This window comes from Nonomuraea typhae (assembly GCF_009760925.1).
GTDB lineage: Bacteria > Actinomycetota > Actinomycetes > Streptosporangiales > Streptosporangiaceae > Nonomuraea > Nonomuraea typhae.
In genome coordinates, this window is record NZ_VRLV01000020.1 from 207,296 (window position 1) to 233,367 (window position 26,072).

Sequence of the window (26,072 nt, forward strand, 5' to 3'; positions counted from 1 at the left end):
GCATGGCACGAACCCTGCGACTCCTGATCACCGGCGGCGGTACCGGCGGTCACACCTACCCGGCCCTCACCACCCTGGCCGCGGTGCAACGGCGGCGGCTGCCGCACGACGTGCTCTGGGTGGGCACCGCCAACGGCCTGGAGGCCAGGATCACCGCCGAGCACGGCATCCCGTTCAAGGCGATCACGACCGGCAAGCTGCGCCGCCGCCCCAACCTGCGGGAACTCGGCACCAACATCGCCGACGTCTTCCGCATCCCGGTCGGCGTCGCCCAGGCGATCGGGCACGCCGCCCGCTACCTGCCGGACGTGGTGCTGTCGACCGGCGGCTACGTCGCGGTGCCGATCGGCGTGGCGGCCAAGCTGATCCGCCGCCCGCTGGTGATGCACGAGCAGACCACCGTGGTCGGCCTGGCCAACCGGATCCTGTCGCGGCTGGCCACCCGCATCGCGCTGTCCCACGAGTCGTCGCTGGACTACCTGCCCGCCGCCGCCCGTGCCAAGGCCGTGGTGACCGGCAACCCGGTCCGGCCCGAGCTGCTGCGCGGCGACCGGGCCGCCGCCTACGACCACTTCGGGCTCACCTTCGAGGTGCCGCTCATCTACGTGACCGGCGGCGCGCAGGGCAGCAAGCAGATCAACACGCTCATCGCCGAGAGCCTGCCGGTGCTGCTGCGGCACGCGCAGATCGTGCACCAGTGCGGGCCGGCGTGGATCGAGCAGATGCGGGCCGTGCCGCTGCCGCCCGAGCTGGCCGGCCGCTACCACCCCGTCCCCTACGTGGGGGCCGAGCTGCCCGACCTGTTCGCCGCCGCGGACGTGGTGGTGGCGCGCAGCGGGGCGGGCACGGTCTCGGAGCTGACCGCGGTGGGCAAGCCGGCGGTGCTGATCCCGCTGATCCCGACCGGCGGCGACGAGCAGCGCAAGAACGCCTCCTACCTGGCCTCCTCGGGCGCCGCCCGCGCGCTGCTGGAGCCGCGGCCGACCAGTCAGATGCTGCTGGCGGAGCTGATGCCGATCCTGGCCGACCCGGCGCTGCGCGCGGCGATGGCGGAGTCGGCGCGCAAGCTCGGCCGCCTCGACGCCGCCGACGCCCTGGCCGACGTCCTGCTGGAGGCCGCCGCGCACTAGGCGCGGTCGTCGCGATCCGGGTCGCGGGCGGGCAGGGCCTCGGGCAGCATCGCAGCGGGGTCGGCGGGTGCGGGGTCGAGGTGGCGGAACGCCTCGTGGGCGCAGCGCACGCTCTGCCTGAGCGCCTGCTCCAACCGGCCCGCGTCGCCGGCCAGCCGTTCCAGCTCCGGTACGGCCAGCGCGTCCGCCCCCGACTCGGCCACCAGTTCCTCGTACTGGGGCAGCCGCTCCCGCAGCTCCTCGATCTGGGCGTGGGCGTGGTAGGCCCGCTCGGCCTCGGCCACGTGGACCGCGTATCGTTCCAGCGCCTCGACCCGGGCCACGACGGCTTCCTCGCTGCTGTCCAGCGCCCGGGCCAGCGGCGCCGCCGCGGCGGCCACCTCGGGCGTGATCCCGCCGGAGACGGTCTTGCGGTGCTGGGCGCGCAGCGCCGAGAGCTTGGCCAGGAGCCTGGCGATCTCCCATTCCTCGGCCGGGAGCATGACCGTGTTGCGCACGTCGTCCAGCAGCCCTTCGGCGTGGACCTCGGAGCCGAGCACCGAGCGCACGGCCTGCCCGGCGCGGGCCAGCAGGCGCTGGGCGGACTCGTCGAGCTCGGCGACGAGCACGTAGCGCCCTTCGTACCACCGGGCCTGCTCGTAGACCTCGCGGTCGGCGGCGACCTCGGCGTCCTCGATGGGGTCGAGGTCGCGCTTGATCAGCACGGCCATGAACATGACGATCGCGCCGACCGCGACCAGCAGGGTGAACCCGTTGAACCCGGACCGGGACACGGAGACCATCAGCAGCAGGGTGAAGACGGACGCCAGGCCGACCTGGAGCTTCTGCACATGGTCCTTGCCGGGCAGGCTCGGTTGCGGCGGCGGCACCCAGCCGCGGCGGACCCTGGCCAGAAGCGTTCCGTTCTCCCGTAAGAGCTGGGCGTCGGCCTCCGGCACCTGGGGGTCTACGATGACGTGTGCCACCGGATCATCTTTCCAGATGCCGGAATGCCTCGTGGGCGGAGCTGACGCTGTCGCGCAGGGCCTGTTCCAGCCGGTCGGCGTCCTCGGCCAGCCGGGTCAGCTCGGGCACCGTCTGGCCGTCGGCCCCCGATTCGGCCAGCAGTTCCTCGTAGCGGGGCAGCTTGGCGGTGAGCCGTTCGATCTGGCTGCGGGCCCGGTAGGCGCGCTCGGCGTCGCGCACGTGCCCGGCATAGCGTTCCAGCGCCTCCACCCGTTCGAGAACCGCCCGCTCGCTGCTGTCGAGGGCCTTGGCCAGCGGCTCGGCCACCGCGAGCACCTCGGGGGTGACGCCTTCCGCCATGACCTCCCGGTGCTCGGAGCGCAGCCCGGACAGCTTGGCCAGCAGCCGGGCGATCTCCCACTCCTGCGCGGGCAGCATGATCGCGTTCTTGGCGTCGTCCAGCATCCCCTCGGCGTTGACGCGGGACTCGGTGACGGTGTCGATGGCGGCCTGGGCGCGGCCCATGAGGGCCCTGGCCCCTTCGTCGAGGTCCTCGCGCAGCACGAACCGGCCCTCGTACCGGCGGGCGCACTCGTAGACGTCGAGTTCGGCGTCGAGCTGCTTCTCCACCTCGGCGTCGGGATTGGGTTTGAGTAAAGAGGCCATGATGAGGAACGACACGCCGGTCATGATGAAGGCGAAGGTCGTGTAGTTGGCGGCGCGGAAGAACGCCAGCGCCGCCACGGTGGCCGACGACGCCATCGCGATCAAGATGATCTTGTAGGTGATCCGGGCCGCGGCGCTCCGGCGCCGGTGCGCGGGCTCCCAGCCGCCGCGCATGCGCACGAGGACCTTGCGGTGCTGTCGTAACAGCTCCGCGGCCTGGTCGGGAACGGTCGGATCAACAACCACTTTCGCCTGACGCCCGGGCACCCTTTGGATCCTATGTAACGATCTGTCCAAGTGTCAGCTTTCGAGGTACCGAAACGCCTCGTGCGCTGACGACACACTGCGCCGCAGCGCCCGCTCGAGGTACTCGGCGTCCTCGGCAAGCCGTTCGATCTCCGGTACGGCCAGCCCGTCGGCACCGGACTCGGCCAGCAGTTCCTCGTAGCGCGGCAGCCTGGCCCGCAGCTCCGCGATCTGCCCGCGGGCGTGGTAGGCGCGCTCGGCCTCGGCCACGTGCGCCGCATACTTCTCCAGCGCCTCGACCCGGGTCAGCACGGCCGCCTCGCTGCCGGCCAGGGCACGGTCCAGCGGCTCGACGGCGGCGGCCACCTCGGGCGCGACGCCGCCGGCCAGCAGCGCGCGGTGCTCGGTGCGCAGCGCCGACAGCTTGGCGAGCAGGCGGCCGATCTCCCACTCCTGCGCCGGTAACATGATCGCGTTCTTCGCGTCGTCGAGGAGTCCTTCGGCGTTGACGTGGGAGCGCAGCACGGTGCCGATCGCCTCCTGGGCCCGGCCGAGCACGTCCCTGGCCTCGTCGTCGAAATCCTCGGGCAGCAGGAAACGGCCGTCGTTCCAGCGGGCCTGCTCGAAGACCAGGCGGTCGTGCACCCGCCCGGAGGTGGCCGGCAGCTCGCTGATCCCGGCCATCTTGACCAGCACGAGCACGACGAAGGCGCCGAGCACCACGAAGCCGACGGGCGCGATGTGGGAGGCCAGCAGCACGCCGACCAGCGAGACCATCGGCAGGGTGGCGACCAGGAGAAGGACGCTCGACGGGCTGCGGCGCTGCGGCTCCGCCTCCACGGGCGGCGGCCGCCAGCCTAAGCGGAATCTGGACAGCAGTTGCGGATTGGCACGAAGCAGACCTGCGCTCTCGGGTGAGACCGCTGGATCGACGACCACGCTCACAGGCTGTCCCGGCAACTGGCGCCCCCAAATACCGCTTTTGCCGGATACTACGGCGATTTCGCGCCGCGTGGCAGGGCCGGCCGGAGGCCGTGCAGCGCCAGCGCCGCCGCGACGCAGGCCAGAGGGATGGCCGGCAGCACATATCGGTGGTCGAAGTCGAGGGCGGCGACCGGGGCGACGAGCAGGAAGACCGCCGCCGCCCACGGCAGCAGCGCGGCCCGGCCGCCGCGGGCCAGGCCCGCCGCGCCGGCCAGCAGCAGCAGCGCGAACAGAGGGCCGCCGTGCAGGAGCCACGGCCAGCGGTAGCGGGCGAGGAGGCCGGCGAACGGCTCCACCGTGCTCTGGCCGCGGATGTCCGGGTCGTAGGCGGCGCGGACCCGGCCGATCAGCGGGTTCTCCTCCGGCAGCCGCCACCGGCCGATCGGGAAGGCGCCGTCGGGGACCGCGACCCGCTTCGGGTGGGCGATCGGCGTCCAGGCGAAGGCCAGCGAGGTGTCCCCGGCGACCTCGCGCAGGTAGTCCAGGGGCTGGGCGGTGATGGCGGCGACGGCGAAGCGGCGGGCGGCGTCGTTGCGGGCGAAGCGGTCGCCGAGCAGGTTGAGGGAGGCCCGGGGGTCCCAGACGTACTCGGAGGCGGCGTCCAGGCGCAGGTCGTTCGGGCAGAGCGGAGCCAGGTCCGCGGGCGGGCGGATTCTGGCGCAGTCGGCGAAGGTCATCGTCCTGGCCCACAGGGCCACGCCGTCGGAGCCGCTGAGCGCGAACCGCCCGTGGTGCTGGGCGTACCACCCCGCATACGACGCCAGGGGCAGCAGGCCGGTCACGGCCATGGCCGCCGCCGTCCGCCACGGCGTCCGCCGTACCAGGAGATAGAGCAGCGCCAGGCCGATCAGCGGGACCGCGGCGGTGCGGGTCAGCCCGGCCAGGGCGAGCAGCAGCCCGGCCACGGCGGCGGCGCGGGCGGAGACCCGCTCGTGCCACAGCAGCACGCTCATCGCGGCGACCAGGAGGAAGATCACCTGGAGGTCGGACAGGATGGCGTGCTCCAGGCGCAGGAAGCCGGTGTCGAACAGCACGGGCACCGCGGCCAGGGTCGCCGCCCAGGCGGGCAGGCCGCGGCGGCGCAGCAGCAGGTAGATCATCACCGCGACGCCCAGCCCCATGACGTGCTGCAGCCCCGCGATCAGCTCCACGCTGCGGAAGGGGCGCAGGAGCCACAGGAACCACGAGTACCCGGCCGGGTGGAAGGCGCCGGAGGGCCGCATGTGCACGGCGGTGTCCAGGTAGGTGAAGGAGTCGTACCAATACAGCTGGGCGGTGTCGTAGGCCAGCATGACCAGCACGCGCAGGGCCGCCCCGAGGGCGAGGACTGTCAGGAACAGCCGGTGGCCCCGCGACGCGGCGGGCGCGGCCTGGACGGGTGCGGCGATCAGGGTGGTGGTCACGGGCGGGCAGCCCACCGCACCCGGCCTAACCCCTGCGTCACGCGATCCGGTTACGCGGAGGTTATGTGACAATCTCCAGACTTAGCGGCATTTGATTTGCTGGGGACTACCGGGGACACGTGGGGGCAACGTGCGGGTGCTGATTGCCGAGGACGAGCGCATGCTCGCCGACTCGATCGCCGAAGGGCTGCGGGCCGAGGCGCTGGCCGTGGACGTCGCCTACGACGGCGAGGCGGCGCTCGAACGCCTCTCGGTCAACGCCTACGACGTGCTCGTGCTCGATCGCGACCTGCCCGGCGTGCACGGCGACAAGGTGTGCGAGCAGGTCGTGGCCGACGGGGGGCTCGTGCGCATCCTCATGCTCACCGCCTCGGGCGACGTCCGGTCACGGGTGGCGGGGTTGTCGCTGGGGGCCGACGACTACCTGCCCAAGCCGTTCGCCTTCGAGGAGCTCCTGGCCCGGGTCCACGCGCTCGGCCGCCGCTCGCGGCCCGCCGACCCGCCCATGATGGAACGTGCCGGGATCCGCCTCGACTGGGCGCACCGGCAGGTCTTCCGCGAGGGGCGGTACGTACCGCTGGCCCGCAAGGAGTTCGGCGTGCTGGCCGAGCTGCTGCGGGCGCGCGGGGCCGTCGTCTCGGCCGAGGACCTGCTGGAGAAGGTGTGGGACGAGCACATCGACCCGTTCACCAACACCGTGCGGACCACGATGATGAAGCTGCGCAAGAAGCTCGGCGACCCGAACGTCATCGAGACCGTGCCGGGGGCGGGGTACCGCATTCCATGACCATCCGCCTCCGCTTCGCCCTGGCCTGCGCCGGGGTCTTCTTCGTTCTGAGCGCCGCCGCCTTCGCCGTGGCCTACGTCGTGGTACGGCAGAGTCTCGAATACCGCTCCGGCGTGCTGACCCCCACGTCCATCCAGGTCAACCGCCCCTGGGGCTGGGGCTCCTTCGAGCGTTACGACGAGTACTACGAGGTGGCCCGCCAGCGCGCCATGCAGGTGCGTGCCACCTACCAGCACGACGCCCTGGCCAACCTGCGCCTGACCGCGCTCGTGGCGGTTCCGGCCACCTCCGGGCTGGCCTTCCTCGTCGGCTGGCGGGCCGCCGGATGGGTGCTGCGCCCGATGCGCCAGGTCACCGAGACCGCCCGCCGCGTCGCCCAGAGCCACGACCTCACCGAGCGCATCGGCCACCAGGGCGGCCGCGACGAGCTCGCCGAACTCGCCGGGACCTTCGACACGATGCTCGGCCGCCTGGCCCGCTCCTTCGACGGCCAGCGGCGCTTCGTCGCCAACGCCTCCCACGAGCTGCGCACGCCGCTGACCATCAACCGCACGCTCGTGGACGTGGCCGTGCGCCGCCCGGACGCCACCGAGGACCTCAAGCGGCTCGGCGAATCGCTGCTCCTGGTCAACGCCCGCCACGAACGCCTCATCGACGGCCTGCTCGCGCTGGCGGAAGGCGAGCAGGCGTTGCTGGACCGGCGGCCCTTCGACCTCATGGACGTCGCCGAGCACGTGCTCGACCAGGCCGCCGACGAGGCCGCCAAGGCCGACGTGACCATCCACCGCCTCCTCGACCCCGCCCCCGTCTCGGGCGAGCCCGTGCTGGTGGAACGGCTCGTGCAGAACCTCGTCGAGAACGGCATCCGGCACAACCACCCGCTCGGCGAGGTCTGGGTGACCACCCGCCGCAGGGCCACCGAGGTGGAGCTGGTGGTGGCCAACTCCGGGCTGCCCGTCCCGCCCTATGAGCTGGAGGCCATCTTCGAGCCGTTCCGGCGGCTGCACGGGGATCGGCTGCGGTCGGACCGGGGCAGCGGGCTCGGCCTGTCGATCGTCCGCGTCATCGCGCAGGCCCACAACGGCACCGTCACCGCCCGGCCGCGGGAGGAGGGCGGCCTGACCATCACGGTGGAGCTGCCTCTGGAGAACGGCGAACCCTGACCCGCCCGGACACCCCGCCGGCCCCCTCCGCCCGGCCCCGTGCCGGCGTCACCGGGCTCCGGGCCACGCCGCCCGGTACGGCCCGGGCCGCGCGGCCTGGGGACCCGGTTCGGGTGGTTCAGGGGCACCCGGTTCAGGGGCGTGCGGGTGGGGCGCGTGCGGGTGAGGCGTGTGCGGGTGGGGGCGTGTGCGGCCGGGGTGCGTGTGTGCGGGCGAGTCAGACCTGGGCGAGGGCGGAGTCGCGCGGGCGGATGTGCACCGGGGCGGGGTTTGGGTGCGGTGGTCCGGGGCTTGTGGGCGGGCCGATATTCTGGCCCGAAATATCCGGATATTGCGGGGGGCGTGGTGGAGCTTCGGGGCAAGGTCGTGCTGGTGACGGGCGCGTCGTCGGGGATCGGGGCGCAGACCGCCCGCGCGTTCGCCCGAGCCGGTGCCACCTTGGCCTTGACCTCCAGGAACGAACTCAAGCTCCGCGCTCTGGCGAGCGAGGTGGGGAAGGCCCAGGTGTTCCCCGCGGACCTGGGTGATCCGGGCGCCGTCTCGGTCATGGCGGAGCACGTGAAGGCCGCCGTCGGCGTTCCCGACGTCATCGTGAACAACGCGGGGGCGGGGGTGTGGCTGTTCGCCGACGAGACCACGCCTGAGCAGTTCCGGGAACTGGCCGCCGTCCCCTTCCTCGCCGCCGGGTACGTCACCACCGCCTTCGCCCGTGACATGGTACGGCGGGGCAGCGGCCGCATCGTCGTGGTCAACTCCCCCGCCTCGCGCATCGCCTGGCCCGGCGCCCTCGGCTACACCGCCGCCCGGTGGGGCCTGCGCGGCCTCGTCTCCGCCCTGCGCGCCGACCTCCACGGCACCGGCGTGGGCGTGACGGAGATCATCCCCGGCAAGGTCTCCAGCGACTACTTCGCCAACAACCCCGGCTCCGAGCAACGCATCCCCCGCGTCGCCGACCTCATCCCCACGGTCTCCCCCGAGCGGGTGGCCACGGCCCTGGTCAACGCCGTGCGCCGGGACCGGGCCCGCACCTCGCTGCCGGTCATGATGCGCCTCATGCTCGGCGCCGCCTGGGCCTCCCCCACCCTGACCCGCCTGCTGGCCACCAAGACCGGCGCCACCCGCTCCGGTGGCGACCGCCGGTGGTGGAGGAGCGCCGCCTGATCGGGCGACCGTGACCACGCGGGTGGACAGCGGCGCCGGTGCGGCGGTGACCACGCGGGTGGTGACCGGGCGCCGTTGCGGCGGGGACCGCGTCCGGCGTGAGAAGCGCTCGGACGATCGGCGCCCGCCCGCGGCGGCGGGAGGCGCTCACTCGGCTCCGCCGTAACAAAGGATCACCACGGACGGCGCTAACGCGCGCGCGTGCGGCGGGAGATCGCCACGCCCACGAGGCACAGCGCGCCGCCCGCGAACGTGAGCCAGCCCGGCACCTCCCCCAGCGTCAGCCAGGCCATCACCACCACCAGCGCCGGCACCGCGTACGTCGTGGCCCCCATCTGGCCCGCGCTGGTCCTGGCCAGGGCGTAGGCCCAGGTGGTGAAGGCGACGGCCGTCGGGAAGATGCCGAGGTAGAGGAGGTTCAGGGTGGACGACAGGGGCGCCCGCGCCGCCTCCGTGATCAGCTGCCCGGCGAAGGGCAGGCAGGCGATCGTGCCGACGATGCAGCCGAAGGCGGTCACCTGGAGGGCGGAGGCGTGCCGGAGCGCGGGCTTCTGGGCCATGATGGCGACAGCCCACGACACGGCGGCCAGGACGCACAGGCCCACGCCGAGCAACGACGAGGCGCCGCCCTCGGACATGGAGACGCCGACCACGGCCGCCCCCGCGAACGAGACGACCATGCCGATCAGCAGCGGACGAGGGAAGCCCTCCTTCAGCCACCAGCCGCCCAGCAGCGCGATGAGGACCGGCCCGAGGCCGAGGAGCATCGCGGCGGTTCCGGCGTCGACCTCCTGCTCACCCCAGTTCAGCGCCACCATGTAGACGCCGAACCACAGGACGCCGGAGACGGCGATGCCGGGCCACGCCTGGCGCGGCGGCAGGCCCTCGCGCCGCACGAGGAGGATCACGCCGAGCGCGACCGACCCGGCCAGCAGCCGGCCGAGGGCCAGCGCGCCGGGCGAATAGTCTTTGACGGCGACGCGGATGGCGACAAAGGCCGACGCCCATAACACCACGGTGACTCCGGCTGCCACCATGGCCCGCCGATTGGTCCTTGCCTCGACGATGTGCTCCATGTGCCCGATATTACGGGCAGGACATTTCACGGCTCATCGAAGTGTCACAACACGTCGGCGATCTCCTGCAGCGCGGCCGGGTCCTCGATCGTGGACGGTGTCCGGTAGTCGCGGCCCGCGGCGATGTCCCGCATCGTGGCGCGCAGGATCTTCCCGGAGCGGGTCTTGGGCAGCCGACCGACGACCAGCGCCCGCCGGAACGCGGCCACCGGGCCGATGCGTTCCCTGACCATGGCCGTGAGCTCGCGCTCGATCTCCCCCGGGTCCCGGTCGGCGCCCGCCTTCAGGACCACGAAGCCCATCGGGAGCTGCCCCTTCAGCGGGTCGTCCACGCCGATGACCGCGCACTCGGCCACGTCCGGGTGAGCGGCGATGACCTCCTCCATCGCCCCGGTGGACAGGCGGTGGCCGGCCACGTTGATGACGTCGTCGATCCGGCCCATGACGAAGAGGTAACCGTCGGCGTCGACGTAGCCGCCGTCGCCGGTCAGGTAGTGCCCCGGATACCGGGACAGGTAGGACTCGGCGAACCGCTCCTCGTCCCGGTAGAGCGTGGGCAGGCAGCCGGGCGGCAGCGGCAGCCGGACGGTGACCGCGCCCTCGGTCCCCGGCGGGCACTCGGCGCCCTCCGAATCCAGGATGCGCACGTCGTACCCGGGCACGGGCCTGGTGGGCGAGCCGGGCTTCAGCGGCAGCGGCTCGAGGCCGACGCAGTTGGCGGCGATCGGCCAGCCGGTCTCGGTCTGCCACCAGTGGTCGATCACCGGGATGCCGAGCAGGTCGCCGGCCCAGTGGTAGGTGTCGGGGTCGAGCCGTTCCCCCGCGAGGAACAGGTGCCGCAGCCGCGACAGATCGGACTTGGCCGCCCACTCCCCCGCCGGGTCCTCCTTCTTGATGGCCCGGATCGCCGTCGGCGCCGTGAACAACACCCGGACGCCGTGCTCGGCCGCCACCCGCCAGAACGCGCCGGGGTCGGGCGTGCCCACGGGCTTGCCCTCGTACAGGACCGTCGTGCACCCGGCCAGCAGCGGCGCGTAGACGATGTAGGAGTGGCCGACGACCCAGCCGACGTCCGAGGCGGCCCAGAACACCTCGCCCGGCGCCATGCCGTACACGGCCTCCATGCTCCAGCGCAGCGCCACGGCGTGCCCGCCGTTGTCGCGCACGACGCCCTTGGGGACGCCGGTGGTGCCGGAGGTGTAGAGGATGTAGAGCGGGTCGGTGGCCCGCACGCTCACGCAGCCGGCGGGCTCGGCGCCGCGCAGGGTGGCGGCCCAGTCGAGGTCGCGGCCGGGCTCCAGCTCGGCGGGGCACTGCGGGCGCTGCAGGATCACGCAGTGTCCCGGCCGGTGCCCGGCCAGCCGCAGCGCCTCGTCCAGCAGCGGCTTGTACGGCACCAGCCGGGCCGGCTCGATGCCGCACGAGGCGGACAGCACGACCTTGGGCCGCGCGTGGTCGATGCGGACGGCCAGCTCCGGCGCGGCGAACCCGCCGAACACCACCGAGTGCACCGCGCCGAGCCTGGCGCAGGCCAGCATCGCGACGACCGCCTCGGGCACCATCGGCATGTAGATCACCACGGTGTCCCCGTGCCCGACGCCCAGGTCGCGGAGCATGCCCGCCGTCCTGGCCACCTCGTCGAGGAGTCCGGCGTAGGTGTAGGTGCGTTTCGAGCCGGTGACGGGGCTGTCGTAGATGAGCGCCGCCTGCCCGCCGCGCCCGGCGGCGACGTGCCGGTCGAGCGTGTTGTGGCAGGTGTTCAGCCGCCCGTCGGGGAACCAGCGCCCGCCGGACCACACGGTGCCGGGTTCGGCGTCCCAGTCGACGGCCCGGGCGGCCTGGCCCCAGAACCGCTCCGGTTCGTCGATGCTCTGCCGGTAAACCTCGTCGAATCGCACTCCCCGATCCCACCAGCAGCGGCCACCGGGGAGCAAGCCTCAACGCGCGGCGGTGAGGCCGATCGCGTCACCGCCCTCCGGGCAGGCACCGAAGCTATCCGGTAGAGGCTCCCAAGAAAGCTTGATATTTCCCGATATAACGTCGATATCAGGATGAGCTAAGAGATTGTGGTCTTTACCGGGATTTACGGGGTTAAGTAGCGTTCCGTCAGAACTCACCCGGCGGCCAACACCCGGAAACGCCAGCGACATCTGGCATTTGTCCCGGTAGGGTGGTGCGCCTGGGCGGCTCAGGGTGTGCTTCCTTCTCCTTCTTATGGACTCAAGCGTGCCCGCTCTCCGCCCTCGGGAGGCCGTGCCACGCGCGGCCTCCCGCATGTGTCTTCCGGGAGGGGGAATACCGGGATGAGCGCTGTCGCCGAGATCCTGCTGCGCACGCGGCGCCTGGTCGCCGTGGACGCGATGCTCGCCGACGGGCGGGAGCGTCCGCCCACGGGCAGGCTGCGCAAGGACGTGCCCCTGGTCCCGGGGGACGTCCCCGGCGGAGTGGCGGCGCTGGAGGGCGAGCTGCTCCAGCTCGGCTTCCTGATCTCGGCGCCCCTGCGCGCCGCCCTGGCGAAACTGGGCCCGGCGGACCTGGCCAGGGCGGGCCGCCGCCTGCTGTACTCGGTCCGGACTGAGGTGGGCGTTTGGTCGGATCACGTCCCCCTTTTCAGGAAATTTCCGGAAAGCGTGCCTGCTGACACGTATGAGTTCTATGTGCGGCGGGTCTTCAGCCTGCTCACGCAGCGGCCCGAGCAACCGTGTGTCCTGTGCGGCGAGCGCCGCACCGTCCATCCGGTCTCCCCCTGCGCGCACCTGGTCTGCCGCCTCTGCTGGGACGGCGCCGACTACAGCGCCTGCCCCATCTGCCACCGGCGGCTGTCGCCCGGCGACCCGTTCCTGCGGCCCGCGCCCCAGCCCGGCCCCCGCGCGCGCGGCTCCCTGAACCACCCGATCGGCGTGCTCGGCTGGTGCGAGGACGCCGTCGCCGCCTGCCGCGAGCTGGCCGTCTCGCTGCTGGAACGCCGCACCCCGATGCCCGCGCACGAGCGGGACGACCTGCGCGGCCTCCTCGAGGCGTGCTGGCCGCAGTCGGCCGCCTGGCTGGCGGAAACGGCGATCCCGGTCAAGGAGACCCTGGCCGTCGCGCTCGGCGTGGCCGCCCGGCACGGCGCCGTGGACGTGCTCCACGCCCGCCTGGACACCGCCACCGACGTGCTGCGCCTGCTGTACGAGCTGACGGGCGCCGACCCCGGCCTGCGCACGCACCCCGCGCGCCCGGCGCTCCCCAGGCCCCTGCGCCGGATCGCGCTGGCCTGCCTGGACCGGATGGCGCTGCCGTACCTGATGGAGGACCTGCGGCGGCACGCCCGGCCGTGGGTGCGGATGGGCGAGGTGCTGCACCCGCACGAGCACCACCGCCGCCACCCGGTGGCCGCGCTGGCGTTCGCCGCGCTGCGCGGCACCCCGGTGGACGACGGCACGCCGTTCGGGCGGTCGATGCTGGCGGTGGCCGCCCGTCACCCCGACGCTGTCGAGGTGTCCGGCGGCCGGCTGCGGGGGACGACGTTCGGCTCCCGCGTCGAGCGGGCCCTGGCCGAGAAGCGGTACGGCGCGGCCGTGGACGTTCTCGCCGCCCGTCCCGGCGAGCTGGTGCGCCGGCTGTCGCAGCTGCTGCGCCTGGCCCCCGAGACCCTGCCTCCCGCCCGGCTGCGGGAGGTGGTGCGGCGGGTGGCGCCCGGGCTGCTCCTGGCGGCCCTCGGGCAGGTGCGGGCCGCGCCGGGCCGGTGGCGGCTGTTCCTGCCGCGCGGCGGGACCGCGAGGTTCTGGAGCGTGCTCGACGAGCGGACGCCCCTGGCGGACGAGACGGTGCTGGAGACCGAGCAGGTGCTGGCCGGCGAGCTGCTGCGGCGGGCGTCGGCGCTGCCGCCGCTGCGGCGCGTGCTGCTCGACGAGGGGCTGGCCGACCTCGTCGCGCCCACGTCGGAGCGCGGCGCGGCCAAGGCGCTGGTACGGCTGACGCGCGGGACGGTCCAGCCGATCCCGGAGAGTCGGCGGCTGCGGTTCTTCCTGCACTGGGCCGAGCAGGCGACCGACGTCGTGGACCTCGACCTGTCGGTGGCCGTGTTCGACGAGCGGTGGCGCTTCGCCGGGCTGTGCGACTACACGAACCTGCGGCTGGGCGGCTGGCTGACGCATTCGGGCGACCTGACCTCGGCGCCCCTGCCGCTGGGCTCGTCGGAGTTCATCGACGTGGACCTGCGTGAGCCGCACGGCCGCTATCTGGTTCCGATCGTGTTCAGCTACAACGACGTGCCCTTCGAGGAGCTGGTCCGCGGGTTCGCCGGGTTCATGGAGCGCCCGGAGGAGGGACTGTTCGACCCGGTGGCCGTCCGGCAGCGTTTCGACCTGGGCGGACCGGCCAAGATCCTGGTCCCGCTCGTGGCCGACCTGCAGACGCGGACGATCCGGTGGGCCGACGTCAACCTGTCCGCCTCCGGCTTCGGCCACCGGGTGGCCGAGAGCGAGCGCGAGCTGGCGAGCCTCGGCCGGGCGCTGCAGGACGCCTTCCTCGAGCGGGTGACGATGTGGGAGCTGGCCTGCTGGCATGCGGCCGGTCGCGCCGAGGAGGTGCTGGTACGGCGGCGCGACGGCGGCCTGGTCACCTACCGGAGGCGTCCCGGCGAGCCCGTCGCCGGCTTCGCCGCCCGCCTGATCGCCCGCGCCGAAGCCGCCCCCGCCGAGGCCCCGCCCGGCGAGGTCGCCCTGGCTGCGCTGGTGCACGGGGACGTCGAGGTGCCCGCCGAGGCGCAGGTTTACGCGCTCTACCCCGAGACCGCCGCCGGGCGCAGGCTGGAGGCCGCCGATCTGCTCAGCGGGCTGGCGCCATGAGCGACGACCTGATCCTGTCGGTGATCGCCGGCTCGCGCGCCTACGGCCTGGAGACCGACGCCTCCGACACCGACCGCCGCGGCGTCTTCGTCGCCCCGACGCCGGCGTTCTGGCGCCTGGACAAGCCGCCGGCCCACCGCGACGGCCCGCTGCCCGAGCAGTTCTCGTGGGAGGTCGAGCGGTTCTGCGCGCTGGCGCTGGAGGCCAACCCGACGGTCCTGGAGTGCCTGTGGTCGCCGCTCGTCGAGGTGGTGACGCCGTTCGGCGAGCGGCTGCGGGCGATGCGCACGGCCTTCCTGTGGCAGCGGGCGGCCCAGACGTTCTGCGGCTACGCCGACGCCCAGTTCCGCCGCCTGGACCCGGCCGCGCCCAAGTGGAAGCAGGCCATGCACATGATCCGCCTGCTGAAGAGCGGCCTGCACCTGGTACGGCACGGCGAACCGGCCCTCCACGTCGGCGCGGACCGCGACCGGCTGCTGGCCGTCAAACGGGGCGAGGTGCCGTGGGCGGAGGTGACCGCCTGGCGGGCCCGGCTGGTGGCCGGATACGAGTCGGCGGCCGGTGTGCTGCCCGAGGCGCCCGACCGGGCGGCGGTCGAGGAGTTCCTGATGGATGTGAGGAGAGCGCACCTGTGAGCCTGCCCGCCTGGCTGCCGGAGGTCCCGGCGGCCCAGCCGTACCCCCTGGTGTTCGCGACCGTGAGCGGCGCGCACCTGTACGGGTTCCCCTCGCGTGACTCCGACGTGGACCTGCGCGGCGCGCACGTGCTGCCGCTGCCGGAGGTCGTCGGGCTGCGCACCGGGCCGGAGACGATCGACCGCACCTGGACGCACGACGGCGTCGAGGTGGACCTGGTCACCCACGACCTGGCCAAGTTCTGCCGGCTGCTGCTCAACCGCAACGGCTACGTGCTCGAGCAGCTGCTGTCGCCGCTGGTCGTGACCACCTCCCCGGTGCACGAGGAGCTGACCGCGCTGGCGCCGCAGTGCCTGACCCGCCACCACGGCCACCACTACCTGGGATTCGCGCGCACCCAGTGGCGGCTGTTCGGCAAGACGGGCGAGCTGAAGCCTCTGCTGTACACGTTCCGGGTGCTGGCCACCGGCATCCACCTCATGCGCAGCGGGGAGCTGGAGGCCGATCTGACCCGGTTGTTCGCGTACGGCCCGCCGTACCTGGGCGAGCTGGTGGAGGCGAAGCGGGAGGCCGAGCACGGCGCCGCGCCCGAGCTGGCGACGGCCGAGGCGGACGTGGAGCGCATGACCGCCGCCCTGGTCGAGGCGCAGGCCGGCGCGCCGCTGCCGGAGGCGGCGACCGCGCACGCGGCCCTGCACGACCTCGTGGTACGGCACCGCCTGGCGGCGGGATGAGCGGCTACCCGGCCGACAGCACGAGGCGGATCGAGTAGTTCCGGTACCCGAGGCGCTCGAACGACCTGGCCATCGGCACGTTGCCCCGGTCCGTGTCGGCGGCGATGCGCCGCGCGCCGCGGCCGGCGAGAAAGCGGGTGATCTCGCCCAGCAGGTCGTCGGCGTAGCCCCGTCCCCGGTGTTCCGGGACGACGCCGAGGTAGCCCACGACCGGGCCGCCGTTGTTGGCCGACGGCAGCGCGATCCCCACCAGGTCGCCCGCGGGCGTGTGGGCCAGCATCCACCAGGCGCGGTCGCCGGGCATCTGCTTGTAGTCCTCGACGTCCTCCCTGGCCTGGGTGAGCGGGTCCTTGGTGAGCAGGGCCTGCCGGGTCTCGTGGTCGAGCGTGCCCTCGGCCACGCGGCGGAACGCCTCGGCGAAGACCTCGTCGTCGTCCTCGTGCCGGAAGACCAGGCGCCGCGACGGCTCGGGCAGCGGGTCGTCGGGCGTCCATGCGTAGCGCAGCCGCTCCAGCTCGGAGGTGAGCCCGGCGCGGGCCGCCGCCTCCTGCCGCCAGGCGATGGCCGCGGCCGCCCTGGGCCGCTCGCGCCAGCCGTTGGGCAGGAACACGTGGTAGGCGGGCCGCTCGCCGTACGCCTCGTGCGCGCGGGTGAGCAGGGCGGCGGCCAGGCCGACGCGGTCCTCGACGGAGGCGTCCACGTAGACGCAGTCCAGCGCCATCGGCTGCGGGTTGCCGGCGAAGCTCCACCAGACGGCGCGGGCCAGGATGCGGCCGTCCTGCTCGGCCACCCAGATCCGCTCGTAGCGGTACTGGCCGTCGGCCAGGAAGGTCTTCAGGCGTTCCGGATCGGCCCAGCTGATGCCGTCCTCGACGGTGCAGGCGAGCAGGCGGTCGAGGTCGGCCTCGACGGCGGGGCGAAAGCGCACAAGTCCTCCACAATTTAATGGTCGGGGGACTCTAGCAAGGAGCGAGTAGAGTCATCGACGATGAATCACTCGATCTCGCTCGCCCCCGGCGGCGTCCTCCTCGGCGACGGCGCCTACGTGTGCGCGTGCGGCGCCTCCTTCGCCGACCGCATGCCCGCCGAGCTCCACGCCGCCGAGAACGACCGCTGCACCAGTTGCCTCGGCACCGGAGAGGAGGCGCCCGCACCCGGGGTGACCGGCCCCTGCACCGGATGCGCGGGCACCGGCGGCCGCCGCGAGCAGATCATCTGGCAGCTCGCGCACTCCGAGGCCGAGCAGCTCATCACGATGTCGACGGTCCGGGGCGTGGTGGCCGGGTTCGAGGGGCCGTTCCACCTGTCGGAGATCGCCGACACCATCCGCTCCGGGCTGGATCTGCCCCTCGGCCGCCTGCCGGTGGGGCCGCGCGTGCGCGACCTGCTGCTGGAGATGCAGGCCAGCGGGGAGATCACCATGATCTCGGCGCCGGACGAGCTGCTCGACGGCACCGACGTGGTCCTCTACCGCGACCCCGCCTGGCAGCGCACCCGCCTGCTCTGAGCCTCCGGTCCTAGACGCGGCACAGGATCTCGCCGTGGAGGATGGACATCCAGCCGTCCGGGTGCGCCGCCCACTCCCGCCAGCCCCCGGCCAGCCCGGCGAGGTCGGCTGGGGTGGCCAGGCCGGTGGCCACCGCCTGGTGGGCCATGGCCGAGGACTCAATGCGTTCCGCCCACATGCCGCCCCACCACGCCCGGTCGTCCGGCGTGGCGAAGCACCAGGTGGACGAGGTCGCGGTGACGTCGGTGAACCCGGCCTCGCGGGCCCACGACAGCAGGCGGCGGCCCGCGTCGGGTTCGCCGCCGTTGGCGCGGGCGGCCGTCTGGTAGAGGGTCATCCACTCATCCAGCTCCGGCAGCCGCGGGTACCAGGCGAAGGCGGCGTAGTCGCTGTCGCGCGCGGCGACGAGGCCGGTGGGCTTGGTGACCCTGCGCATCTCCCGCAGCGCCCGCACCGGGTCGCCGACGTGCTGCAGCACCTGGTGGGCGTGGGTCACGCAGAAGGTCTCGTCGGCGAACGGCAGCGCGTGCACGTCGGCCACGGCGAAGTCGGCGTTCTCCAGGCCCCTCGCGGCGATCTCGGCCCTGGACAGCTCCAGCGCCTCGGCGGTGACCTCCGCGGCGGTGACGCGGGCGACGCGGGCGGCCAGGCCGGCGGTGATCGTGCCGGGGCCGGCGCCCACGTCCAGCAGGCTCATGTGCGGGAGCAGGCTGGGCAGCAGGTAGGCGGCCGAGTTCTCGGCGGTGCGCCACCGGTGCGAGCGCAGGACGGACTCGTGGTGGCCATGCGTGTATACGGCGGACATCTGGGGGACTCCCTTGTTCTCGACATCCGCAACCCTAGTCACATCTCACTGCATGGGAAGATTCGTCTTATATAACGAGATGAGCTGTGCCGTACACTTGTTGCGAAGCGTTCGCAGCTAGGGAGGCGTCAGACGTGGGAGAGGTCCGTCCGATCGTGTATGTCGGGGATCCGGTGCTGCACACCCCCTGCGAGCCGGTCACCCGGTTCGACGAGTCGCTGGCGGCGCTCGTCGACGACATGTTCGCCAGCATGTACGCGGCCAAGGGCGTGGGCCTGGCCGCCAACCAGATCGGCGTCGGCCTGCGCGTCTTCGTCTACGACTGCCCCGACGCCGACGGGGTGAACCAGGTCGGCGTCGTCGTCAACCCCGTGCTCGAGCTGCCGCCGGTCGGCGAGCGCAGCCTCGACCCCGGTGACGAGGGCTGCCTGTCGGTGCCCGGCCAGTACGCCCCCCTCCCCCGCGCCGACCACGCGCGGGTGCACGGCTTCGACGTCAAGGGCGAGCCGGTCACCGTCGAGGGCACCGGGCTGATGGCCCGCTGCCTCCAGCACGAGACCGACCACCTCGACGGGCACCTCTACATCGACCGGCTGCCGGCCAAGAAGCGCAAGCAGGTGCTCAAGGCGTACGAGGAGTCGCTGACCGCCACCGCCTGAACCGGGCCCGGCTCCGGGCCCGGTCGCGCGGCGGCTAGGACGCGCGCCACATGGGCCAGAACAACGTGCCGTCGCCCATGGCGAACGGCTCGCGCTCGGCGTATCCGTGCCGCAGATACAGGTCGCGAGCCCGGGGGCTGCTGGCCTCCAGGTAGGCGGGGACGCCCTCCAGCGTGGCGTGGTGGTGGGCCAGCAGGGCCGAGCCGAGGCCGCGGCTCTGCTGATCGGGGTGCACGGCCAGGAAGGCCAGATGGTGGTGCGGCGCCTCCGGGTGGTGCTTCTCGAACTGCTCGTCAAGTTCGCGGAAGCGGCCGACGGCGCCGCCCACCGCCTCCTCGAGCCTGCGGTCGTAGTCGGGGGGTTCGGGGGCGGGAGCCGTACGCGGGAACCAGACGGCGACGGCGGGGGCGTCCGCGACCACGTCGATGACGCCGTGCTCGACGGCGTGCTCGACGAGGATGCGGAAGTTCGCCGCCATGATCTCCTGGCGCCGCTCCGGCTCGGGCAGCAGGTAACGGACCACCTTGAGGCCGGCGAACGCGGTGGCGATCAGCTCCGCGACCATCTCGGCGTCCGGTGCTCCCGCGCGGCGGATGGGCACGCTCATGGGGTCCAGGTTAGAGCTCACTGCGCCGCCTTGAACGCGGTGGGCGCCTTGGCCCCCATGCCGACCAGCGAGTAGACGGCCGGTTGCCCGGCGCGCAGGATCAGCGCCCACACGATGCCCAGCACGGCCGCCGCCACGTAGACCAGCGGCAGGATCCAGGCCAGCGCCGTGCCGGGCGGCACGCCGAGCAGGATGTCGAAGTTCGTCCACCCCAGCCAGACCATCACCGCCAGCAGGATCGCCGCGGGCACCGGGGCCGCCAGGCGCCGGACGGGGCTCTCGCCGAGGGAGTTGCGGGCGAAGAACACGATGATCGCGATCGAGGTGGTGAAGATCAGCAGCAGGATGCCGAAGCCGCCGAACGCGCCGCCGTAGAAGAACAGCTGCACGAGCGGGTCCAGGCCGAGGACGGCGTAGAGGACGATCACGATCAGGCCGAGGACGCTCTGCGCGATCGAGCCGGCCTGCGGCGCGCCGCTGCTGGGCCGGGTGCGGCCGAAGAACGCCGGGAGCACGCGCTCGCGGCCGAGGGCGAAGAAGTAGCGGGCGGTGGTGTTGTGGAAGGAGAGCATCGCGGCGAAGACGCTGGTGGCGAAGAGCACGCGGGCGATGTCCACGACCACGGAACCCAGCCGTTCACCGGCCAGCACGAAGATCGTCTCGGCGCCGTTCTGCTGGGAGGCGGCCACGATGCCGGCCGGGCCGGTGGCGGCCGTCATGGCCCACGCCGACAGCGCGTAGAGGACGGCGATGATGGCGATCGAGGAGTACGTGGCGAGCGGGACGGTCCGGCGCGGGTCGCGGCTCTCCTCCGAGAACACCACCGACGACTCGAAGCCGACGAAGCCCAGGGTCCCGATCACGAGCAGGGCGCCGATCCCGGGGACGAGCAAGGCCGCCGGGGAGAGCGTCTCGACGGACAGGCCGCCGGGCGCCGGGCTGACGACGTCCGCGAGGTCGAACAGGAGGATGACGGCGACCTCGAGCGTCAGCAGTACGGCCAGCAGCCGGCTGTTGACGTCGACCCGCATGACGCCCAGGATCGCGACCAGGGCCCAGGTGATCAGCGACAGCGCCCACCAGGGCGGCGCCACGCCGAACCACCGCTCGACGATCGGGACGGACGCCGCCCCGAACGCCCCGTAAAGGCCGACCTGCAGCGCGTTGTAGGCGATCAGCGCGACCCAGGCGGAGGCGATGCCGGCGGGGCGGCCCAGGCCGCGGCTCACGTAGGTGTAGAAGGCGCCCGCGTTGGCCATGTGCCGGGCCATCGCCACGTAGCCGACCGCGAACAGCATCAGCACGAGCCCCACGATCAGGAACGCGACGGGCAGGCCGGTGATCTGGGTGACGGAGTAGCCGGTGGTGATCACCCCCGCGACGACGGTGAGCGGGGCGGCGGCGGACAGGACGAAGTACACGACGGAGGGTGCGCCGAGCCGATCTGCGGCCAGGGCGCGGCTGATCGGGTCTGGCTGGGGGGAGTCCATCGGCTTCCTTTCTATGCGTTATCCGGATATTTCGGGCTTCTTGGTGATGTGTGACCCCTGGGAGTGATGTGCGGACGGCGGCGCCGTACGGTTTCAGGTGCGAGCGAGTTCAGGTGGCAACGGTTTCAGGTGCGGTAGGTCAGCACGGCGTCGCCGACGGCGGCCTGGACGTGCCGGGCCAGGTCGGTGAGCGGCTGGGGCAGCGCGGCCAGGACGGTGGTGAGGTGGCGCCGCGCGGTGCGCCGGTCGGCGGGATCCTCCACCACGACGTCCGTCATCCCGCACGCCTCCACCAGCGAGGCCAGCGCCATGTCGTGCGGGTCCAGCGGCTGCCAGCGGGTGAGCGCCATGTGGAGGCGCGTCCTGGGCCATGCGGCCGGACCGAAATCCACGGCGAAAAAACGGCTGGGTTTACGGCGCCAGAGTTTCGGCGCTTCACGTTCCAGGAATCCGGACAGGATCATTCTCCCGGAAACGTCTTCCACGGCCCGTTGCGCCAGGTAAACCAGCCACGTGCGCAGATCGGTGTGCTGCGGCATGCTCCCCATGTCGCTCAGCACCCGGTCGGCGACGATCTCCTGGAGCGGCCGCGGATCGACCGGCCGCACCGAGGAGCCGTGCACCGCCACCCGCCCGGCCAGCACCAGCTCGCCGATCAGGGCACCGGCCAGCCCCAGCTCAATGCCCTGAACATGCAGCCGAGGACGCCCTGTGCTCGTGGTGTCCCAGCCGACCAGGAACAGCTCGTCGGCTAGCGCCCGCATGATCCACCCTTAGAGGAAGCCCGATATTGGATACTCGCGTCAGATGACCAGCGAAATATCTATCAGAAGGGTGATCTCCGGGCTAGTCCCATTTAATCGGGGCCCATGTTTTAGAATCTTGTTTTATTGCCTGGCGAGATATTCCGTATACACCTTTTTGGGGACGGTCATCCGCCACGCCTCCACGACCAGCTCCCGCATCTCCGCCTCGTCGAGGACGTCCATCCTGGCCAGCACCCAGTGATAGCGCAGGTCACCCTCGGACGGCATGAGGAACTTGGCCGGCTCGGCCGCGACCAGCGCCGCCCGCTCCTCCTTCGGGAAGCCGAACCCCATGACGGTCTCGTCGCGGGAGAAGGCGACGTAGACGATCCGGCCCACCCGGAACTTGATCCGGTCGCGGATGAGGTGCTCCGACGAGCGGGGCAACGTCACGGCCAGCCGCCGCACGTCCTCTACTGTGATCACAGCGCCGACCCTAGCCAGCGGCACCGACAATCCCGCCCCTAGCCGGTGCGCAGGCCGCGGTAGAGGCCGGCGGCGATCCGGTTGACGCGTTTGACCGAGGCGTCCCAGGTGCCGCCCGCCGGGTGCGCGGTGAGCAGGGCCATGACGAAGCGCTCGTCCTTGCCGACCAGGCCGGTGGTGTGCAGCACCGGGTGACCGTAGTCGGGGACGTTCGTGCCCCGGGCGGCGGCCGCCATGACGCTGAGGGGCCCGCCCCCGATGGGCGCCCCCGCGCTGGCGGGAACAACGGCGCGGGCGGGAACGGCGGCACCTGCGGGGATGGCGGCACCTGCGGGAACGGCGGGCAGGACGGCCGGGCGCACGTCCGACGAGGCGGCGCCCGCCTGCGAGCAGCGCACCGGCGGGGTCAGGCCGAACCCGGACCAGCCCTGCTTGACCGCCCACGGGCGGGGAACCGCGCCCGGGATCCCGAAATACTGGTCGAATCCATCCGTGCCGCACTTCGTGGCCTTGCGGAGGTGGCCGAGGATCAGGTCGCGCACGCGCGGGTCGGCGGTGTCGAGCAGGTAGCGGTAGATCGTGACGATGTCCCGCGCGCTCAGGGTGACATATCCCCAGAAGCCGGGCTTGGCGGCGGGCGGCGGCCCGGTCTCCGTCAGGCCGAGCCTGCGGGCCGTACGGGTGATGATCGCGCCCTTGCCCCCGCGGTTCCAGAAGCCGGTGGCGGCGCCGTCGTCGCTGGAGCGCAGCATGACCTGCAGTGACCGCGCGTCGGCCGCCGGGACGGTCTTGTTCCGCTCCAGGTAGTCGATCGCGATGAGGATCTTGCTCACCGACGCCGACCGGAACCTCCTGCGCGCGTTCTGGTGCGCGACGATCTTCCCGGTGGACCGGTCGAAGACGACATACCCCGCCGTCGTGCCCGCCGGCACCGCGGGCGGCCTGGCCGGGCGCGCAGAGGGGCGAGGGGTCTTCGACGAGCTGGTCACCACAGGTTTCTTCCGATCCGGGGTCGAGGCGGGGGCGGGGGTCCCGGCGTGCGCCCGCGACCCTTCCGCGGGTCCTGCCGCGCATCCGGCCACCAGGGGTACGGCTACCGCCAGCGCGGTCCAGGGCTTGATTCGCACCCGACCATAACTACCAGAACCTGCCGAAGGAGGCGGCCCGCCCCGTCAGATGGGCCGCCTCCACACGATCGTCAGGCGCGCGACTCCTCGGGCTCGGCGGCCGCTTCGGGCATCTCGGCGACCAGGGTGAGCTCGCCGTCGCCGACGTCGACCCGGACCGTGCCGCCCTCGCCCACCTCCCCCGTCAGCACCATGGTCGAGAGCCTGTTGTCGAGCTCCCTCTGCACGGTACGGCGCAGCGGGCGGGCCCCGAACTCCGGCTGGTAGCCCCGCTCGGCCAGCCAGTCCTTGGCCTGCTCGGTCACCTCCAGCGCGATGTCCTGGCCGCGCAGGCGCCGACGGGTCTTCTCCAGCAGCAGATCGACGATCTGCCGCAGCTGCGTCTTCTCCAGACGCTTGAAGATGATCGTCTCGTCGATGCGGTTCAGCAGCTCGGGCCGCAGGGAGTGCCGCAGCACGTCCATGAGCTGCCCCTCGAGGGCGGCGTCGTCGCCGGTGGAGTCCAGGATGAGCTGGGCGCCGATGTTGCTCGTCATGATGACGATCGTGTTGGTGAAGTCGACCGTGCGGCCCTGGCCGTCGGTGAGGCGGCCGTCGTCGAGCATCTGCAGCAGGATGTTCATGACGTCCGGGTGCGCCTTCTCGATCTCGTCCAGCAGGACGACCCCGTGCGGGCGGCGGCGCACCGCCTCGGTCAACTGACCGGCCTCCTCGTAGCCCACGTACCCGGGCGGCGCGCCGATCAGCCGGGAGACCGTGTGCCGCTCCTGGAACTCGCTCATGTCGATGCGGACCATGTGGTCCTCGCCGCCGAACAGAGCCGCGGCCAGCGCCCTGGCCAGCTCGGTCTTGCCCACGCCGGTGGGGCCGAGGAACAGGAAGCTGCCGATGGGCCGGTTGGGGTCCGACAGGCCCGCGCGGGCCCGCCGTACCGCCTCGGAGATCGCGGAAACGGCCTCGTCCTGGCCGATGACCCGCTGGTGGAGGTGCTCCTCCAGGCGCATGAGCCGGTCGCGCTCCTCCTCGGTGAGCTGGGCGACCGGGATGCCGGTGCGGCGGGAGACGACCTCCGCGATGTCGGCCACCACCACCAGCGGCACGTCGTCGTGGCCGTGACGGGCGTTCTCCAGCTCGGGGCGGAGCTTGTCGATCTCGCGCGTGAGGTCCTTGGCCCGGTCGAAGTCGTCGCCGGCGACGGCCTGGTCCTTCTCCCGGCGCAGGCTGTCCAGGCGCTCCTGCAGCTCGCGCACGTCGGCGGCCGGGGTGCGGGCGCGCAGCCGTACCCTCGCCGCGGACTGGTCCATGAGGTCGATCGCCTTGTCCGGCAGGAACCGGTCGGAGATGTAGCGGTCGGAGAGGGTGGCGGCGGCGTCGAGCGCCTCGTCGGTGATGCGGACCTGGTGGTGGGCCTCGTAGGCGTCACGCAGCCCGGCCAGGATCTCGATCGTCTGCTCGACCGTCGGCTCGGGCACCAGGATCGGCTGGAAGCGGCGCTCCAGGGCGGCGTCCTTCTCGATGTTCTTGCGGTACTCGTCGATCGTGGTGGCGGCGATGACGTGCAGCTCGCCGCGGGCCAGGGCCGGCTTGAGGATGTTGGCGGCGTCCATGCCGCCCTCCGCCGAGCCGGCGCCGACCAGCGTGTGGACCTCGTCGATGAAGACGATCGTCTCGTCGGCGTGCGCGCGCACCTCGTCGATGACCTTCTTGATGCGCTCCTCGAACTCGCCCCGGTACTTCGACCCGGCGACCATCCCGGTCAGGTCGAGGGCGATCACGCGGCGGTCCTTGAGCGTGTCGGGGACGCTGCCGTTGACGATGCGCTGGGCGATGCCCTCGACGATGGCGGTCTTGCCGACGCCCGGCTCGCCGATGAGGACCGGGTTGTTCTTGGTGCGGCGCGAGAGCACCTCGATGGCCTGCTCGATCTCGTCCTCGCGGCCGACGACCGGGTCGATCTTGCCCTGCCTGGCCTCTTCCGTGAGGTCACGGCCGTACTCGTCGAGCGCCGGGGTCTCCCCCTTGCCCGGCCGGCCGTCGGCGCGCCGATCCGGCGCGGCGCCGGACACGAGGGCCTGCTGCAGTTCGTTGGCCGAGACGCCCTGCTCGGCCAGCAGGCGGGCGGCGGCGGAGTCGGGATTGGCGGCCAGGGCCAGCACCAGGTGCTCGGGGCCGATGTAGGAGGAGCCGAGGGCCCGGGAGATGCGCTGGGCGTCGAGGACGGCGCGCTTGGCGGCCGGGCTCAGGGTGTCCGGCGGCTGGCCCGGCACGCCGCCGCCGGCCAGGGAGGCGATGCGGTCGCGCAGGCGGTCGGCGTCCAGCCCGGCGCTCTGCAGGATGCCGCGGGCCGGGTCGTCACGGGTGGCGGCGTCGAGCAGGTCGAGCACGTCCAGGTCGGGGGCGCCGCGTTCGGCGGCGATCTCCAGGGCGGTGCTGAGCAACTGGCGGGCGGACTGGCTGAGCAGCTTGCCCACGTCCACCCGCTGCACGCTGGGCCGCGACGGCGGCCAGGCGTCCATTCCCCCGAACACCCGGCCCGTGAGTTCCTCGAATCCGCGGAAGGGATCCCTGCCAAAGAACGCCCCGAACGGCGCCGAGTCCGACATAACCTCTCCTCTCTCCGGAGGGCCCATAACCGCAAACACGGACAAACAACCCCAGATTTCCGCAAAGTTCCTCGGCCAGGAGAGGGCTGGGCGAGGAGGAGGCGGCGGCCGGAGCGGGGTTGACCTGTGAGGCGGAGCGGGCCCGGGCGGTGCGAGGTGGGGTCAGGTCCGGGCGGTGCGAGGTGGGGTCAGGTCCGGGCGGTGCGGGGTGGGGTCAGGTCCGGGCGGTGCGGGGTGGGGTCAGGTCCGGGCGGTGCGGGGTGGGGTCAGGTCCGGGCGG

The 26,072-nt window shown here is 72.6% G+C and carries 23 protein-coding genes; 9 read left to right on the forward strand and 14 right to left on the reverse strand.

Annotation, left to right across the window (positions count from 1 at the left end; translation table 11 throughout):
- Positions 1-2 precede the first annotated feature (2 nt).
- A complete protein-coding gene (locus FVE25_RS48020; protein ID WP_157254228.1) occupies positions 3-1,130 on the forward strand; it encodes a UDP-N-acetylglucosamine--N-acetylmuramyl-(pentapeptide) pyrophosphoryl-undecaprenol N-acetylglucosamine transferase in 1,128 nt (375 codons plus the stop codon).
- Here FVE25_RS48020 and FVE25_RS48025 read toward each other — a convergent pair.
- Genes FVE25_RS48025 through FVE25_RS48040 form a run of 4 tightly spaced genes read right to left on the reverse strand, consistent with a single transcriptional unit; the run spans position 1,127 to position 5,374 of the window.
- Entirely contained in the window at positions 1,127-2,095 is a 969-nt protein-coding gene (locus FVE25_RS48025; protein WP_181019949.1) for a hypothetical protein, read from the reverse strand. The two genes, FVE25_RS48020 and FVE25_RS48025, sit on opposite strands and share 4 nt — an antisense overlap.
- A 4-nt stretch (positions 2,096-2,099) precedes the next feature.
- Positions 2,100-3,008 (reverse strand): hypothetical protein, encoded by a 909-nt coding sequence (locus FVE25_RS48030; protein WP_246268639.1) that lies wholly within the window; start codon positions 3,006-3,008, stop codon positions 2,100-2,102.
- Positions 3,009-3,041: 33 nt separating this feature from the next.
- Positions 3,042-3,926: a hypothetical protein gene (locus tag FVE25_RS48035; protein WP_157254229.1), complete on the reverse strand. Its 885-nt coding sequence runs from the start codon at positions 3,924-3,926 to the stop codon at positions 3,042-3,044.
- Between the two features lie 53 nt (positions 3,927-3,979).
- A complete protein-coding gene (locus FVE25_RS48040; RefSeq protein ID WP_246268646.1) occupies positions 3,980-5,374 on the reverse strand; it encodes a phospholipid carrier-dependent glycosyltransferase in 1,395 nt (464 codons plus the stop codon).
- Between the two features lie 130 nt (positions 5,375-5,504).
- Between FVE25_RS48040 and FVE25_RS48045 the strand changes: the two genes are divergently transcribed.
- The 3 genes from FVE25_RS48045 (at position 5,505) to FVE25_RS48055 (ending at position 8,485) form a co-directional block, all read left to right on the forward strand.
- Complete coding sequence (locus tag FVE25_RS48045) at positions 5,505-6,161, forward strand: response regulator transcription factor (RefSeq protein WP_157254230.1); 657 nt, start codon at positions 5,505-5,507, stop codon at positions 6,159-6,161.
- The gene (locus tag FVE25_RS48050; RefSeq protein ID WP_157254231.1) at positions 6,158-7,324 is read left to right on the forward strand and encodes a sensor histidine kinase; all 1,167 of its coding nucleotides are present in this window, start codon (positions 6,158-6,160) and stop codon (positions 7,322-7,324) included. Before FVE25_RS48045 ends, FVE25_RS48050 begins: the two co-directional genes overlap by 4 nt.
- 342 nt (positions 7,325-7,666) lie before the next feature.
- Positions 7,667-8,485 carry an SDR family NAD(P)-dependent oxidoreductase gene (locus tag FVE25_RS48055; protein WP_157254232.1) on the forward strand — a complete coding sequence of 273 codons (819 nt, stop codon included), beginning with the start codon at positions 7,667-7,669 and terminating at the stop codon, positions 8,483-8,485.
- A gap of 188 nt (positions 8,486-8,673) precedes the next feature.
- On the opposite strand, the gene FVE25_RS48060 is transcribed toward FVE25_RS48055, so the two are convergent.
- Both FVE25_RS48060 and FVE25_RS48065 read right to left on the reverse strand, forming a co-directional pair.
- Positions 8,674-9,561, reverse strand: coding sequence for a DMT family transporter (locus FVE25_RS48060; RefSeq protein ID WP_157254233.1), 888 nt, complete (start codon positions 9,559-9,561; stop codon positions 8,674-8,676).
- Positions 9,562-9,605: 44 nt separating this feature from the next.
- A complete protein-coding gene (locus tag FVE25_RS48065) occupies positions 9,606-11,459 on the reverse strand; it encodes a propionyl-CoA synthetase (protein WP_157254234.1) in 1,854 nt (617 codons plus the stop codon).
- A 405-nt stretch (positions 11,460-11,864) separates the two neighbouring features.
- Here FVE25_RS48065 and FVE25_RS48070 point away from each other — a divergent pair, with 405 nt between their 5' ends.
- The 3 genes from FVE25_RS48070 to FVE25_RS48080 are packed head-to-tail and all read left to right on the forward strand — an operon-like array spanning position 11,865 to position 15,762.
- A complete protein-coding gene (locus FVE25_RS48070) occupies positions 11,865-14,393 on the forward strand; it encodes an MXAN_6230/SCO0854 family RING domain-containing protein (protein WP_157254235.1) in 2,529 nt (842 codons plus the stop codon).
- Positions 14,390-15,028, forward strand: coding sequence for a nucleotidyltransferase domain-containing protein (locus tag FVE25_RS48075; RefSeq protein WP_157254236.1), 639 nt, complete (start codon positions 14,390-14,392; stop codon positions 15,026-15,028). The genes FVE25_RS48070 and FVE25_RS48075 overlap by 4 nt, the downstream gene beginning before the upstream one ends.
- Entirely contained in the window at positions 15,025-15,762 is a 738-nt protein-coding gene (locus FVE25_RS48080) for a nucleotidyltransferase domain-containing protein (protein WP_157254237.1), read from the forward strand. Before FVE25_RS48075 ends, FVE25_RS48080 begins: the two co-directional genes overlap by 4 nt.
- A gap of 4 nt (positions 15,763-15,766) precedes the next feature.
- Here the strand turns inward: FVE25_RS48080 and FVE25_RS48085 are convergent, their stop codons facing one another.
- The gene (locus tag FVE25_RS48085) at positions 15,767-16,690 is read right to left on the reverse strand and encodes a GNAT family N-acetyltransferase (protein ID WP_157254238.1); all 924 of its coding nucleotides are present in this window, start codon (positions 16,688-16,690) and stop codon (positions 15,767-15,769) included.
- 60 nt (positions 16,691-16,750) lie between these two features.
- Between FVE25_RS48085 and FVE25_RS48090 the strand changes: the two genes are divergently transcribed.
- Complete coding sequence (locus FVE25_RS48090) at positions 16,751-17,269, forward strand: hypothetical protein (protein WP_157254239.1); 519 nt, start codon at positions 16,751-16,753, stop codon at positions 17,267-17,269.
- 10 nt (positions 17,270-17,279) lie between these two features.
- On the opposite strand, the gene FVE25_RS48095 is transcribed toward FVE25_RS48090, so the two are convergent.
- Positions 17,280-18,074 carry a class I SAM-dependent methyltransferase gene (locus FVE25_RS48095; protein WP_157254240.1) on the reverse strand — a complete coding sequence of 265 codons (795 nt, stop codon included), beginning with the start codon at positions 18,072-18,074 and terminating at the stop codon, positions 17,280-17,282.
- A 134-nt stretch (positions 18,075-18,208) separates the two neighbouring features.
- Between FVE25_RS48095 and def the strand changes: the two genes are divergently transcribed.
- Positions 18,209-18,733, forward strand: coding sequence for a peptide deformylase (gene def / locus FVE25_RS48100; protein WP_181019950.1), 525 nt, complete (start codon positions 18,209-18,211; stop codon positions 18,731-18,733).
- 34 nt (positions 18,734-18,767) lie between these two features.
- Here def and FVE25_RS48105 read toward each other — a convergent pair whose 3' ends face one another.
- From FVE25_RS48105 to FVE25_RS48130, 6 genes are all read right to left on the reverse strand, one after another.
- Positions 18,768-19,340 (reverse strand): GNAT family N-acetyltransferase, encoded by a 573-nt coding sequence (locus FVE25_RS48105; protein ID WP_157254242.1) that lies wholly within the window; start codon positions 19,338-19,340, stop codon positions 18,768-18,770.
- A gap of 17 nt (positions 19,341-19,357) precedes the next feature.
- Positions 19,358-20,830 carry an APC family permease gene (locus FVE25_RS48110; RefSeq protein ID WP_157254243.1) on the reverse strand — a complete coding sequence of 491 codons (1,473 nt, stop codon included), beginning with the start codon at positions 20,828-20,830 and terminating at the stop codon, positions 19,358-19,360.
- Between the two features lie 125 nt (positions 20,831-20,955).
- A complete protein-coding gene (locus FVE25_RS48115; RefSeq protein ID WP_157254244.1) occupies positions 20,956-21,594 on the reverse strand; it encodes a GOLPH3/VPS74 family protein in 639 nt (212 codons plus the stop codon).
- 123 nt (positions 21,595-21,717) lie between these two features.
- Positions 21,718-22,062, reverse strand: a complete 345-nt coding sequence (locus FVE25_RS48120; protein WP_157254245.1) for an MmcQ/YjbR family DNA-binding protein — start codon at positions 22,060-22,062, stop codon at positions 21,718-21,720.
- A gap of 38 nt (positions 22,063-22,100) precedes the next feature.
- Entirely contained in the window at positions 22,101-23,189 is a 1,089-nt protein-coding gene (locus FVE25_RS54130) for a D-alanyl-D-alanine carboxypeptidase family protein (protein WP_181019951.1), read from the reverse strand.
- Positions 23,190-23,260: 71 nt separating this feature from the next.
- A complete protein-coding gene (locus tag FVE25_RS48130) occupies positions 23,261-25,792 on the reverse strand; it encodes an ATP-dependent Clp protease ATP-binding subunit (protein WP_157254246.1) in 2,532 nt (843 codons plus the stop codon).
- Between the last annotated feature and the right edge of the window lie 280 nt (positions 25,793-26,072).